This window comes from Brevundimonas sp., assembly GCF_019636155.1.
In the GTDB taxonomy this organism is placed as follows: domain Bacteria; phylum Pseudomonadota; class Alphaproteobacteria; order Caulobacterales; family Caulobacteraceae; genus Brevundimonas.
The window spans coordinates 231,599-244,259 of the sequence record NZ_JAHBYB010000002.1; the positions used below are offsets into that span (position 1 = coordinate 231,599).

At 70.0% G+C, this 12,661-nt stretch carries 10 protein-coding genes; 4 read left to right on the plus strand and 6 right to left on the minus strand.

Translation table 11 applies throughout. From position 1 onward, the window contains the following. The first annotated feature begins 28 nt into the window (after positions 1 to 28). Positions 29 to 517: a CinA family protein gene (locus KF910_RS03080; protein WP_292258745.1), complete on the plus strand. Its 489-nt coding sequence runs from the start codon at positions 29 to 31 to the stop codon at positions 515 to 517. 56 nt (positions 518 to 573) lie between these two features. Then, positions 574 to 744: a sulfurtransferase TusA family protein gene (locus tag KF910_RS03085; RefSeq protein WP_323805196.1), complete on the plus strand. Its 171-nt coding sequence runs from the start codon at positions 574 to 576 to the stop codon at positions 742 to 744. Here KF910_RS03085 and KF910_RS03090 read toward each other — a convergent pair. Then, a complete protein-coding gene (locus KF910_RS03090; RefSeq protein WP_292258747.1) occupies positions 710 to 1,654 on the minus strand; it encodes a YihY/virulence factor BrkB family protein in 945 nt (314 codons plus the stop codon). The genes KF910_RS03085 and KF910_RS03090 overlap by 35 nt on opposite strands. Positions 1,655 to 1,818: 164 nt before the next feature. Between KF910_RS03090 and KF910_RS03095 the strand changes: the two genes are divergently transcribed. After that, positions 1,819 to 3,129 (plus strand): diguanylate cyclase domain-containing protein, encoded by a 1,311-nt coding sequence (locus KF910_RS03095; protein ID WP_292258748.1) that lies wholly within the window; start codon positions 1,819 to 1,821, stop codon positions 3,127 to 3,129. A 10-nt stretch (positions 3,130 to 3,139) separates the two neighbouring features. Here the strand turns inward: KF910_RS03095 and mfd are convergent, their stop codons facing one another. Both mfd and KF910_RS03105 read right to left on the minus strand, forming a co-directional pair. Beyond that, the gene (mfd, locus tag KF910_RS03100; protein ID WP_292258749.1) at positions 3,140 to 6,586 is read right to left on the minus strand and encodes a transcription-repair coupling factor; all 3,447 of its coding nucleotides are present in this window, start codon (positions 6,584 to 6,586) and stop codon (positions 3,140 to 3,142) included. Then, positions 6,586 to 6,888 carry a succinate dehydrogenase assembly factor 2 gene (locus KF910_RS03105; protein WP_292258750.1) on the minus strand — a complete coding sequence of 101 codons (303 nt, stop codon included), beginning with the start codon at positions 6,886 to 6,888 and terminating at the stop codon, positions 6,586 to 6,588. The genes mfd and KF910_RS03105 overlap by 1 nt, the downstream gene beginning before the upstream one ends. A gap of 83 nt (positions 6,889 to 6,971) precedes the next feature. On the opposite strand from KF910_RS03105, the gene recG reads away from it, so the two are divergent. Then, a complete protein-coding gene (gene recG / locus KF910_RS03110) occupies positions 6,972 to 9,065 on the plus strand; it encodes an ATP-dependent DNA helicase RecG (RefSeq protein WP_292258751.1) in 2,094 nt (697 codons plus the stop codon). On the opposite strand, the gene KF910_RS03115 is transcribed toward recG, so the two are convergent. Genes KF910_RS03115 through rfaE2 form a run of 3 tightly spaced genes read right to left on the minus strand, consistent with a single transcriptional unit; the run spans position 9,044 to position 12,620 of the window. Next, positions 9,044 to 10,168 (minus strand): DUF3089 domain-containing protein, encoded by a 1,125-nt coding sequence (locus tag KF910_RS03115; protein ID WP_292258752.1) that lies wholly within the window; start codon positions 10,166 to 10,168, stop codon positions 9,044 to 9,046. The genes recG and KF910_RS03115 overlap by 22 nt on opposite strands. Beyond that, positions 10,165 to 11,154 carry an ADP-glyceromanno-heptose 6-epimerase gene (rfaD, locus tag KF910_RS03120; RefSeq protein ID WP_292258873.1) on the minus strand — a complete coding sequence of 330 codons (990 nt, stop codon included), beginning with the start codon at positions 11,152 to 11,154 and terminating at the stop codon, positions 10,165 to 10,167. The genes KF910_RS03115 and rfaD overlap by 4 nt, the downstream gene beginning before the upstream one ends. An 8-nt stretch (positions 11,155 to 11,162) precedes the next feature. Then, positions 11,163 to 12,620 carry a D-glycero-beta-D-manno-heptose 1-phosphate adenylyltransferase gene (gene rfaE2, locus KF910_RS03125; RefSeq protein WP_292258753.1) on the minus strand — a complete coding sequence of 486 codons (1,458 nt, stop codon included), beginning with the start codon at positions 12,618 to 12,620 and terminating at the stop codon, positions 11,163 to 11,165. Between the last annotated feature and the right edge of the window lie 41 nt (positions 12,621 to 12,661).

Sequence of the window (12,661 nt, forward strand, 5' to 3'; positions counted from 1 at the left end):
ACCGACTCGCCCAGCTTGCGGATAGCCGATGTTTCCAGACGATCTTCAGGCCCTGGCTGAACATGTCGTCGGCCGCGCCATCGACCGGGGGCTGACCTTGGCCACGGCCGAAAGCTGCACGGGCGGCCTTGTGGCCGGGGCGTTGACAGCGGTCGCGGGATCGTCGGCGGCGGTCGACAGGGGCTTCGTCACCTACAGCAACGCGGCCAAGATGCAGATGCTGGGCGTGGCCGAGGCGACCCTGGCGGCCCATGGCGCCGTCTCGCGCGAGACGGCTCTGGAAATGGCCCAAGGGGCGGTGGAGCGATCGGAAGCCCAGGTCGCGGTGTCGATCACGGGGATCGCCGGCCCCGGCGGCGGATCGCCGGACAAGCCGGTGGGCCTGGTGCATTTCGGCTCGGACGGGCCGGCGGGGCCGAGGCATGTCGAACGGCGGTTCGAGGGCCTGGACCGCGAAGGGGTTCGGCTGACCAGCGTGCGCCAGGCGCTGGAGATGCTGTTGGAGCAGATGGAATGATTGTCGATGCGCGCGGCCATCGCTGCCCCGTGCCGACGCTCAGACTGAGAAAGGCGATGGCGACGGCCGGGCCGGACCGACGGCTGACCCTGCTGGCCACCGATCCGATGGCGCGGATCGACGCGCCGCACCTGGCGGCTCAGATGGGATGGGCCGTGGTCTCGATAGAGGAGGCCGACGGCGTCCTGACCATCATCGTCGAGACGCCCGCCGCGCCGACAGACTGACCACCTCGGCCGCCGGGGTCTCTTCCTGCGGCTGGAACTCGGGCGCGCCGCGCGAGCGCCAGGCGATCTCCATCTCGGTGGCGAAGGCGCCGCCGTAGAAGATGGCGTTGACGTTCCACGACAGCCAGATCAGCAGAACCACCACCGCCCCGACCGAGCCATAGGTGGCGCCCAGCTGGGCGATCCGCTCGACATAGATGGCGCACAGCCAGGACGAGATCATGGACAGCAGGGTGGCCGCCACCCCGCCCACGATGGCCGGAACCCAGGCGACCCGCGTCCGGTGGCTCATGGCGTAGCGGTAGAGCATGGTCAGGCCCAGGGCCAGGCCGGCCGCCGGCAGCAATCCGTCGAACGGCAGGGCGTCGTTGCTGCCCGAGGCGCCCGCGGCCACGCCCGCATGCATCAGGACCCGCGCCGTGACGACCGCGCCGGACACCACGGTGAACAGGCCGAAGGCGAACAGGGCCACGAAGAAGGCCAGCAGGTTGAATTTGAAGAAGCCGTGCGGCTCGGTCTCGTCATGGATCAGGTTCAGGCCCGCCAGCAGGGCCTTGAACCCGCGGTGGGCCGCATAGGCGCCGATGATCAGGGCGAAGGCCGACTGGGCCGAGACGGCGCTGGCGGAGGTGGCGGCCAGGCGGTTGATCTCGGCCAGGAAGATGGCCTGGGCGGCATGCGGCAGGACATCGGCCAGGGCCGCCGCCTGCTGGCTGACCGGCCCGATCGACAGGCCGATCTTGTACAGGCCGATCAGGATGGCGATGGCCGGAAAGACCGCCAGCAGGGCGAAGAAGGACACGCCCCCGGTGTAGAGCATGACGTCCCGGCCCCAGCTGCGCGTGAAGGCGCGGACGGCCATCCGGCCCCAGAACGCCGGAGTGGCGATCTCGTTGATACTGGATTTCAAACCCCAAGCTCCGCGACTCACCCGCCGCGTCTCCTACCCAATCCGGGCGCCATAAAAGCGCCATCGACGATCCGGCGCAACGCGCCATTGCATCTGGGGGCGCCGCCGCTATGGTCCGGCCGCCCGGACCCTGCGTCGGGGCGCAATGGCAGTGGAGGCCGTTCTTGGAGTCTGATCCGCGCGTTCTGATCGTCGCTGCGACGGACGACCGGATCGAGGCCCTGTCGCAGGGGCTGGACGCCCTGGGGTGGCGCACGGTCTCGGCCCGGACGGCGAGCGCGGGCGCGGCGACGCTGAGGGATTTCCCGCTGGATGCGGCGGTGGTCGATCTGGAGGCGATGGAGCCCGACGCCATCGATCACCTGCGCGACGCCGCCCTGCCCCGCAGCCTGGCCGTCATCGCCGTGGGCCCGGCCGACGCCCCGGCGGCGGCGGGCGCGGACCTGATCATGCGACGGGCGCCCCATCCGGCCCAGGCCGCGCTGCGCCTCGAACAGCTCAGCCGTGCGGCGGTGGCGCGCGAGGAATTCAGCCTACGGCAGGCCACATTCGCGGCGCGCGATGTCGATCTTTCGCTGGAGCCCAAGGTCGAGACGCCGCTGAAGATCCTGGCGGCGGGGGCGGCGGACCGGCGTTTCCTGGCCCTGTCCAACGCCCTGACCGCCGAGGGCGCCGAGGTGGTGGCCGCCCCGACCCCCTATACCGCCTTCGACTATCTGCACGAGGCGGCGTTCGACGCCGTGGTTCTGTGGGGCGGCCAGGACCATGCGCCGGCCCTGTCGATCGCGGCGGGGATGAAGCGGAACACCCGGCTGTTCCACATACCGCTGGCCCTCTATCTGCGCAGCGTCGGCGAGGTGAACCCGGCCGACCTCTACAACCGCGGCCTGGCCGACGTCGCGGCGGCCGATACGTCCGAGCAGGAGACGGCGGACAGGGTGCTGAGCCTGGCCCGCACCCATCGGCGCGACCAGGCGGTGCGGATCGCCCTGGACCAGGTGCGCGCCAGCGGGCTGATGGACTCCGCGACCGGACTGTTCACGCCCGAGATCTTCGCCGCCCACCTGGCGCGCCTGGCGTCCGCCGCCCAGGCCCGGCGGCGGCCCCTGTCGGCCTGTGTCTTGAGGGTGGCCGAGACCGAGGCGGTCCGGGCCGCGCGGACCGGAGGCTGGCTGGACCGCGCCATGCCCCAGATCGGGGCCATGGTGTCCCGTCTGGTGCGGGTCGAGGACACGGCCGCGCGCCTGGCGCCCGAGGTCTTCGCCCTGGCCCTTCCGGCGACGCCGGGCGAAGCGGCGCGGCTGGCGGCCGAACGGATCGCGGCGGTGATCGGATGCACCGCCTTCGACGCCGGACCCGACCGCTCGCCCTTCGTGGTCGAGTTCGATATCGGCGCCGCTTCCCTGGGCGACAGCGACAGCGCGGCCGTGCTGCTGGAGCGGGCGTCGATGAATATCCGACGCTCCGTCCGCTGAGTCGTCCGGATCAGGCGCCGGCCACCCGCGCCAGATCGGCCGTGATCCGCTCGGCGACCTTCAGCCGGTCATCCGGCGTGGGCCAGTCGCCCTTGACCACGATCTTCTGGTCCGGGCGGATCTTCCAATAGGCGTGGTTCTTCTGGATCAGGCCGACCAGGCCGACCGGGTTGGGGAAGCGGTTGTCGCGCAGGGTCAGGACGGCGCCCATAGGCCCGACGTCGATCTTCTCGATACAGGCGGTGCGGCAGTTGGCCTTGATCCCGACGATGCGCAGCAGCTGTTTCGCCTCGTCGGGCAAGGGGCCGAACCGGTCGATCAGTTCGGCGGCCAGGGCCTCGCGGTCCTCCATCCGCTCGGCGTCGGACAGGCGCCGATACAGGCTGAGGCGAACATTCAGGTCTGGGACGTAATCCTCTGGAATCAGGACCGAAGCCCCGACGTTGATGGCGGGAGACCAGCCGCGGTCCGGCGCGCCCTCGCCGGCCTCTCGCAGCTCGTTGACCGCGTCTTCCAGCATCTGCTGATACAGCTCGACGCCCACCTCGCGGATATGGCCCGACTGTTCGTCGCCCAGCAGATTGCCGCCGCCGCGCTGGTCCAGGTCGTGGCTGGCCAGCTGGAAGCCGGCGCCCAGGTTGTCCAGCGACTGCAGCACCTGCAACCGCCGCTCGGCCGACAGGGTCATGGGCCTGTTCGGATCGGTGGTCAGATAGGCGAAGGCCCGCGCCTTGGACCGGCCGACGCGGCCGCGGATCTGATACAGCTGGGCCAGGCCGAACATGTCGGCGCGGTGGACCACCAGGGTGTTGGCCGTGGGAATGTCCAGGCCGGATTCGACGATGGTGGTGGACACCAGCACGTCATACTGACCGTCGTAGAAGGCGGTCATCACCTCTTCCAGCTGGGTCGGGCTCATCTGGCCGTGGCCGACGACGAATTTCACCTCCGGGACCTGTTCGCGCAGGAAGCGTTCGATGTCCGGCAGGTCCTTCAGGCGCGGCGCGACATAATAGGCCTGGCCGCCGCGATATTTCTCGCGCAGCAGGGCCTCTCGCACCAGCACCGGCTCCCACGGCGTGACATAGGTCCGCACCGCCAGCCGATCGACCGGAGGCGTGGCGATGATCGACATTTCGCGGATGCCCGACAGGGCCATCTGCAGGGTGCGCGGGATGGGCGTGGCGGTCAGGGTCAACAGGTGGACGTCGGCGCGCAGCGTCTTCAGCTTCTCCTTGTGCTTGACGCCGAAATGCTGCTCTTCATCAACGATAACAAGGCCCAGATCGCGGAACCCGACCTGATCGCTCAACACCGCATGGGTGCCGACCACGATCTCGAAACTGCCGTCCTTGAGGCCCGCGCGGGTCTCGGAGGCGTCCTTGGCGGTGACCATGCGTGACAGGTGGCGCACCTTGACCGGCCATCCGGCGAAGCGTTCCGAGAAGGTCTTGAAATGCTGGCGGGCCAGCAGGGTGGTGGGGGCGACGATGGCCACCTGCTTGCCGCTCATGGCCACGACGAAGGCGGCGCGCAGGGCCACCTCGGTTTTGCCGAAACCCACGTCGCCGCAGATCAGCCGGTCCATCGGCTGGCCCTTGCCCAGGTCCTCCAGCACGTCGCCGATGGCGTTCAGCTGGTCCTCGGTCTCCTCATAGGGGAAGCGGGCGCAGAATTCGTCGAACAGGCCCGACGACGGGGTGATGGATTCGGTGGAGCGCAGGGCGCGCTTGGCGGCGAGGGCGATCAGCCCCTCGGCCATGGCGCGCAGCCGCTCTTTCGCCTTGGCCTTGCGCGCCTGCCACCCGGCGCCGCCCAGCCGGTCCAGCTGGACCCCGTCGCTGTCGGTTCCGTAGCGGGTCAGAAGGTCGATGTTCTCGACCGGCAGGAACAGCTTCGACTCGCCTGCATAGCGGATTTCCAGGCAGTCGTGCGGCGCCTGCTGGATGTCCAGCGTCTTCAGCCCCTCATAGCGGCCGATGCCGTGATCCAGGTGCACCACCAGATCGCCGGCGGTCAGGGCCGAGGCCTCGGCCAGGAAGTTGGACGCCCGCCGCTTGCGCTTGGGCCGCGCCAGGCGGTCGCCCAGGATGTCGGTCTCGGAGATGACCGCGACGGCGTCGGTCGTGAAGCCATGCTCGACCGGCAGGACGCCGCGCAGATAGACCCCGTCCGGCGCCGCCTGAACATCGCGCCAGTCGCGGACGGCGATGACGTGTTGCAGGCCGTGGTCGCCCAGCATGGCGGCCAGGCGATCCGACGAGCCCTCGCTCCAGCTGGCGAACAGGACGCGGCGGCCCTGGCCCTTCAGCGCCTCGGCGTGGCGGGCCACGGCCTCGAACAGATTGACGCTGTCCTGGGCCCGTTCGGCGGCGAAACTGCGGCCCAGGCGGCCGCCCGCATCCTCGGCGCCGCTGTCGAACGGGGTGAAGCGACGCACCTCGCGCCCCGCAAGGGCCTGGTTCCAGTCGGCCTCGGGCAGATAGAGGCGATCCGGCGGCAGGGCGCGATTGACGATACCCCCCTGCCCCCGCGCCTTGGCCGCCTCTTGCCGCGCATCATGGGCGTCATCGGTCAGGCTCCAGCGTTCGGCCCGCGCCGCCTCGACCTGATTATCCAGAAACACCGTGGCGTCGTCGGGCAGATAGTCGAACAGCGTGTCCAGCCGGTCGTAGAACAGCGGCAGCCACTGCTCCATGCCCTGGCGCCGCGCGCCCTCGCTGACGGCGACATAGAGGGGATCGTCGCCCCCGGCGCCGAACAGGTTCAGATAGCCGGTGCGGAAGCGGGATATGGCCTCGGCGTCCAGCTGGATTTCCGATACGGGCGCCAGGTCGACCGCCTTGCGCTGGCCGGTCGATCGCTGGGTTTCGGGATCGAAGGTGCGGATCGATTCCAGTTCGGACCCGAACAGGTCCAGCCGCACCGGCTCGTCGAACCCCGGCGGGAAGACGTCGATGACCCCGCCGCGCACGGCGAATTCGCCGCGTTCGGAGACGGTGGAGGCGCGGACATAGCCATTGGCGGCGAAATATGTCTCCAGCGCCGCCGTATCCAGGTCCAGCCCGATCCGGGCCGAGAAGCCGGCGCGGCGTGTCGCGTCCCGGGGCGGCGTGCGCTGCATGGCCCCGGCCACGGTCGCCACCACCAGCAGGGGCGGATCGCCAGCCTTGCGCTCGGCCAATCGCGTCAGGGTCGCCATACGCTGGGCCGCCACGCCCGCGCTGGGACTGAGCCGGTCATAGGGCAGGCAGTCCCAGGCCGGATAGTCCAGAACTTCAATATCCTGGCCGAAGAAGCGGAACGCTTGAACGAAGGCGCCCGCGCGCTGGAAATCCCGCGCGACGAACAGGCCCAGGCCGCCGTCCGCCAGGGCGCGCGCCACGACCAGGGCGTCCAGACCCTCGGGCGCCCCACCCAGTTCGACATCGCGCCGACGCGGCGACGATCCGTCCATCAACCGGCGCCCCGCGCCACCGCGGCGGCGACGTGTTCGCGCATGAAGGCGCGGATGCGGGCCATCAGGGGCGTCTCATGCTCGGCCGGTGTCGGATCGCGTTCGATGATCCAACCGTACAGATACTGGTCGTCGATGTTCAGCAGGGCCTCCAGCTGGTCCAACTCGGCCTCGCTCAATGACGGTCCGACCTGTTCGACGAACGGGCCCAGCACCAGGTCCGCCTCGCGGAATCCCCGGCGCCAGGCGCGGAAGGCGATGCGGCCGCGTTTCTGTTCCAGACGTGCGTTATCCTCGGCCACGCGGTTTTCCCGGTCCGTGTTCATCAACAAGGCGCGTCAGATAGCGTTCCCGCCCGGCTTTCGCCAGCTATGCTGTCCATCAAATGCGGCCCGAGATTCTGTTTCCCCTGTTTGCGCCGGTCACCCGCCTGAAAGGCGTGGGTCCGCGCGTCCAGCCCCTGGTCGAGCGGCTGGCCGGGCCGCTGGTGCGCGATCTGGCGTTCCTGGCGCCGACGGGGGTGATCCGGCGACGGCCGATGACGGCGTCTGATGCGGTCGAGGGCGAGGTGGGGATTTTCCGCCTGCGGATCGACCGGCTGATCCCGCCGCACAAGATCGGGGCGCCGCTCCGCATGCGGGCGTCGGACGAGACGGGCTTCGTGCACCTGATCTGGTTCGCCGGATCGCCCCAGCAGATCGAACGCCTGGCGCCGCCGGGGACCGAACGGATCGTCAGCGGCAAGGTCGAGCGGTTCAATGGCGAGGTGCAGGTTCCGCATCCCGACTACATCCTGCCGCCGGACCGCGCGGACGAGATTCCGATGTCGGAACCCGTCTATCCGGCGACGCAAGGCCTGACCTCGCGCCAGGTGCGCAAGCTGGTGATCGCGGCGCTGGAGGCCGCGCCGGATCTGGTGGAATGGCAGGATGCGGCCTGGATCGGGGCGCGGCGCTGGCCCGGCTGGCGCGCGGCGCTGGAGGCGGTTCATGGGCCCCGGACAGAGTTCGATCTGTCGGACGAGGCGCCGGCGCGCCAACGCCTGGCCTTTGACGAACTGCTGGCGCACCAGCTGGCCCTGGCGCGGCGGCGGCGGGCGCGGCTGATCGAGCCGGCGCCGGTGATCGCGCCGGGCGAGGCCTCGGCGAAACTGCTGGCCGCCCTGCCCTTCACCCTGACGGGCGCTCAGGCGCAGGCGGTGGCCGAGATCCGCGCAGATCTGGCCTCGGGCTGGCGCATGGGGCGGCTGCTTCAGGGGGATGTCGGATCGGGCAAGACGGCGGTGGCGGCCCTGGCCCTGGCCGATGCGGCGTCCAGCGGCTTCCAGGGCGCCCTGATGGCCCCGACCGAAATCCTGGCGCGCCAGCATTTCGAACGGCTGGGACCGATGCTGGCGGCCGCCGGGGTGTCGACCATCCTGCTGACCGGCCGCGACGGGGCGGCGGAACGGCGCCAGAAGCTGCAGGCCCTGCTGGACGGCTCGGCCCAGGTGGCGGTGGGCACACACGCCCTGTTTCAGGACGCGGTGCGGTTTGACCGGCTGGCCCTGGCCATTGTCGATGAACAGCACCGGTTCGGGGTCAGCGAACGCCAGCGGCTGCAGGCCAAGGGCGATCCACGCCTGGGCGGGGTGCATCTGCTCAGCATGTCGGCCACGCCGATCCCGCGCACCCTGGAACTGACGCAATATGGCGAACTGGACGTGTCGCGTCTGACGGAGAAACCGCCCGGCCGAACGCCGGTGACCACAGCCGTTCTACCTCTGGCGCGGATCGGCGATGTGGCGCGGCGGTTGAAGGCGGCGATCAACGAGGGGGCGCAGGCCTACTGGATCTGCCCCCTGGTGGCCGAATCCGAGGCCAGCGACCTGGCGGCCGCCGAGGCGCGGGCGGTCGATCTGAAACGCATCCTGGGCGTCGAAGTCGGCCTGGCCCACGGCCAGATGGACGGGGCCGAGCGCGAGCGGGTCATGGCCGATTTCGCCGATGGGCGCCTTCCCCTGCTGGTCGCCACCACGGTGGTCGAGGTGGGGGTGGACGTGCCCAACGCCACCATCATGGTCATCGAACACGCCGACCGGTTCGGCCTGGCGCAACTGCATCAGCTGCGCGGGCGGGTCGGTCGCGGGGCCAAGGCCAGCGCCTGCATCCTGCTGTACGGCGGCGGGGCGGACGGGACGCTGGGCGAGACGGCGCGCGAGCGTCTGGAGATGCTGCGCCACAGCGAGGACGGCTTCGAGATCGCCGAGGCGGATTTCCGCCTGCGGGGCGGCGGCGATCCGCTGGGCCTTAAGCAGAGCGGGTTTCCGGCCTATCGGTTCGCCGACCCGATCCGGCATCGCGAGCTGATGCTGGCGGCGGCCGATGATGCGCGGATGCTGCTGGACCGCGACCCGGACCTGACGTCGGATCGCGGTCGGGCAATCCAGGTGCTGGAAGAGCTGTTCGACTGGCGCGCTCAGCGGCCGGGCACGGACTGACGCGCCTGCCACGCGGCCAGGCGCGCCTGAACATCAGCTTCAATATCCCCGTAGAAGAGATTGTAAGGCCGGGCCATTCGGCGTTCGTTCCAACTGCCCTTCTCGCTGAAGGATTCGCGATTGGCATGGTCGATCCGCAGCAGGCCGTCGCGGCATTGGGTCGTGACCTCGCGCGCCATCAGGGCCGGCCGCGCGCCCCATTCCAGCCCCGTGGCGTTGGTGGCGCCGCGATGACGCCGCGCCTCGACCAGGACCTCGCGCATATCTCCGCTGACCGGGTTGACGCACAGAGGCGTGCGCCCGCCCAGATCGATCAGGCGGCCACGGTCGTCCCAGACCAGGGCCCGGCGCAGGCGGCGATGGGCCGCCCCCTCGTCCGCCTCTCCCACCTGGGACCAGGCCAGCAGGCAGCCGGTCTGGTTTCGCGTCGCACAGGGCGGCAGGGGCGTCCGGTCCCGCGCCACAAGGGTGTCGATCAGATAGGCGGCCGCCAGGCGGCGGCGCAGGGCGGGATCCGGCGCCACCCTCTGGCGCAACAGCCGGTCCAGCAGTTCGCCGCCCTGCTCCACCCCGGCCAGGACGATGGGGCCTTCGGGATGGCGGGCAAGGAAGGCCTCGAACGCCGCCTGGACATCGCCATAGGCGAAGGCCCGCGCCTCGCGCGCATCGTCGCGCAAGGTCAGCCGGGCGTAGAGGCCGGCCTGGCGATAACGGGGCGCGCTGATGCTCCCGGCCGCGGCGAACGGCCCGGCGTAGTTGGGCAGGACGACACGACGCAGATAGGCGTCCGCCTGGGGGTCGCCGATGGGCCCGTTCCACTCGCGGGCGCCGGCATAGGTGGTGGGATGCAGGAAGAAGACGGCCGCCGGGCCGGCCCCCTTGATCCGCGCGTCGCGCAGCGCCCAGGCCCCGGCCTGATCATAAGACAGGGCGGGGGGCGGCTCATAGGTCTGGAACGGCTGTTGCGGGTCCAGCCCGGCGCGCAGGATGTCGCCGCGCCACACCGCCACGGCGGCCGTGAACAGGAAGACCAGGAAGAAGCCCGCATAGCCGACCCACTGGCCCGCGGTCAGGCGCGGCAGGGTCAGCCGGGGCGGTTTCATCGATAAGGATCCGGCTGACTGAGGAAGGACTGGACGTAGCGGCGCACCCCCTCCTCCAGCGGCGTGGACTGGCCGGGGAAGCCCAGAGCGCGCAAGCGATCCATGCGCGCCTGCGTGAAATACTGATACCGGTCGCGGATCGCATCGGGCATGTCGACATAGGCGACCGAGGGCGCCTTGCCGGCGGCGACGAAGGTGGCGTTGGCCAGGTCGAGGAAGGACCGCGCCTGGCCCGACCCGGCGTTGAAGACGCCGTTGATACCGGGCGTCGCCAGCAGCCATTCGATGATGTCGACCACGTCGTCGACATAGACGAAATCGCGCAACTGGCCGCCGTCGGGGTAGTTGGGATTGTGCGAGCGGAACAGGCTGACCGTCTCGCCGGCCGCCACCTTTGGCCAGATCTGGGCCACGACCGACTTCATCCCGCCCTTGTGGTATTCGTTCGGGCCATAGACGTTGAAGAATTTCAGGCCCGCCCACTGGCGCGGCGCCTGGCCGGCCGTCGCCTGGCGCACGGCGTATTCGTCGAACAGCCTTTTCGAATATCCATAGGCATTTAACGGCTGAAGCGAAGACAGCGCCTCAATCGTATCATCGTCGTCGAACCCCGCATCGCCATCGCCATAGGTGGCGGCGGACGAGGCGTAGATCAGCCGCTTGTCGCGGATGGCGCACCAGTCCCACAGGTCGCGCGACAGGCTGAAGTTGGTGCGCAGGATCAGGTCGGCGTCCGGCTCGGTGGTCGAGGAGATGGCGCCCATGTGGATGACGGCGTCGATGGCCTCGGCATGCTGTTCCAGCTTGTGAAACAGCTCTTCGGGCGCCCACAGGTCGGCGACCCGGCTCTTGGCGATGTTCTTCCACTTGGCCAGGTCGGCGGTCTCGAACCGGTCGCAGACCACCACGTCCCAGCGTTCCTGGGCCGCCAGGCGTGAGACGATGTTGGAGCCGATGAAACCGGCGCCGCCGGTGACGACCATCATCTGACGGGTCACGCCGCGCCTCCTGACAGCTTTTCGATGGTTCGGGTGGTGGAGAAGCCGTCGCGGAAGTCGGCCAGTTTCACCTCACCGCCCCAGCTTTCGACCAGATCGCCGCCGACCACGCCTTCGCGGGTGTAGTCAGACCCCTTGATCAGCACATCGGGCCGCAACCGCTCGATCAGGGCCAGGGGGGTGGGGTCGTCGAAGGCCGTCACCCGGTCCACGCTGCTGAGGCCGCCCAACACCACGGCCCGGCTGTCCAGATCGTTGACCGGCCGCCCCTCGCCTTTCAGCCGCCGCACCGAGGCGTCGGTGTTCAGCGCCACGATCAGACGGTCGCACCAGCTCTTCGCCTGCTGAAGATAGGCGACATGACCGCGGTGCAGGATGTCGAAACAGCCGTTGGTGAAGCCGACCTTCAGCCCCTGGCGCCGCCAGGTCTCGACCTCGGCCGCCAGTTCGTCCAGCGGCGTGACCTTGGCCTGGGCGGCCTGGGCGTGCTGGCTCATCTCGGCCTCGATCAGTTCGGCGGGGGTGACCACGGCCGTTCCCGCCTTTCCGACCACAACGCCCGAGGCCAGGATGGCGAACTGCACCGCCTGGTCCAGCGACGCGCCCGCGCCCAGGGCCAGGCCCAGGGCCGCCAGGCCGGTGTCCCCGGCGCCCGAGACGTCGAACACCTCGCGCGCCCGGCCGGGGAAGTGGCGCACCGAGCCGCCGCGCTCCATCAGGCTCATGCCCTTACCCGCGCGGGTGACAACGATCGCGCGGGCCGTGGCGGCGTCCAGCAGAGCCGCCAGGGCCGCCTCGACCTCGGCGTCCGTGCCGACCGGCAGGCCGGTGGCGGCGGCCAGTTCGCCGGCGTTGGGCTTGATGACGTCCACCGCGCCGTAGCGGGCGAAGTCGCGTCCCTTGGGGTCCACGATCACGGGAGCGCCGGCCGACAGGGCCGCCGCAATCGCGTCGTCGCCCACGCCGCCTTTTGCGTAATCCGACAACAGGATGACGGAAGCTCCTGAAAAGGCGGCATTGTCAGTGATCGCGCGGTCGCCGGGCGTCTCGTCGTCCAGGCGCAGCAGCTGTTGGCCGGCGGCGACATAGCGGGTCTTGACGATGGTGGCGGCGCCGGCGCGCGCCTGAACGAAACTGTCGATTCCGTCTTCCGCCGCGATCAGGGCCGACAGCTCGTCGCCCGCCGCATCCTGGCCCACCACGCCGGACAGACGCGCCCGACCGCCCAGGGCGGCGACATTGCGGGCGACATTGCCCACGGCGCCCGGCATGGCGAGGGATCGGGTCGCGCGCAGCACCGGCACCGGCGCCTCGGGCGAGACGCGCGCCACCTCGCCATAGACGAAGCGGTCCAGCATCAGGTCGCCGACGCAGGCCACCGTCACGTCGCCGATACGGTCCAGCAGCCCCTGCAGGGCGCCCAGGTCCAGTTGGGGTTCGCGGGTCACGGCCATGCCCTGCGACTAGACCATTTTTTGCCGGAGCGAAATCTGAG

Excerpts from the sequence above, each read along its gene's own strand:
- KF910_RS03115 (WP_292258752.1), bottom strand. The coding sequence starts at position 10,168 with ATGAAACCGCCCCGGCTGACCCTGCCGCGCCTGACCGCGGGCCAGTGG.
- rfaE2 (WP_292258753.1), bottom strand. The coding sequence starts at position 12,620 with ATGGCCGTGACCCGCGAACCCCAACTGGACCTGGGCGCCCTGCAGGGG.
- KF910_RS03080 (WP_292258745.1), top strand. The coding sequence starts at position 29 with ATGTTTCCAGACGATCTTCAGGCCCTGGCTGAACATGTCGTCGGCCGC.
- mfd (WP_292258749.1), bottom strand. The coding sequence starts at position 6,586 with ATGGACGGATCGTCGCCGCGTCGGCGCGATGTCGAACTGGGTGGGGCG.
- recG (WP_292258751.1), top strand. The coding sequence starts at position 6,972 with ATGCGGCCCGAGATTCTGTTTCCCCTGTTTGCGCCGGTCACCCGCCTG.
- KF910_RS03085 (WP_323805196.1), top strand. The coding sequence starts at position 574 with ATGGCGACGGCCGGGCCGGACCGACGGCTGACCCTGCTGGCCACCGAT.
- rfaD (WP_292258873.1), bottom strand. The coding sequence starts at position 11,154 with ATGATGGTCGTCACCGGCGGCGCCGGTTTCATCGGCTCCAACATCGTC.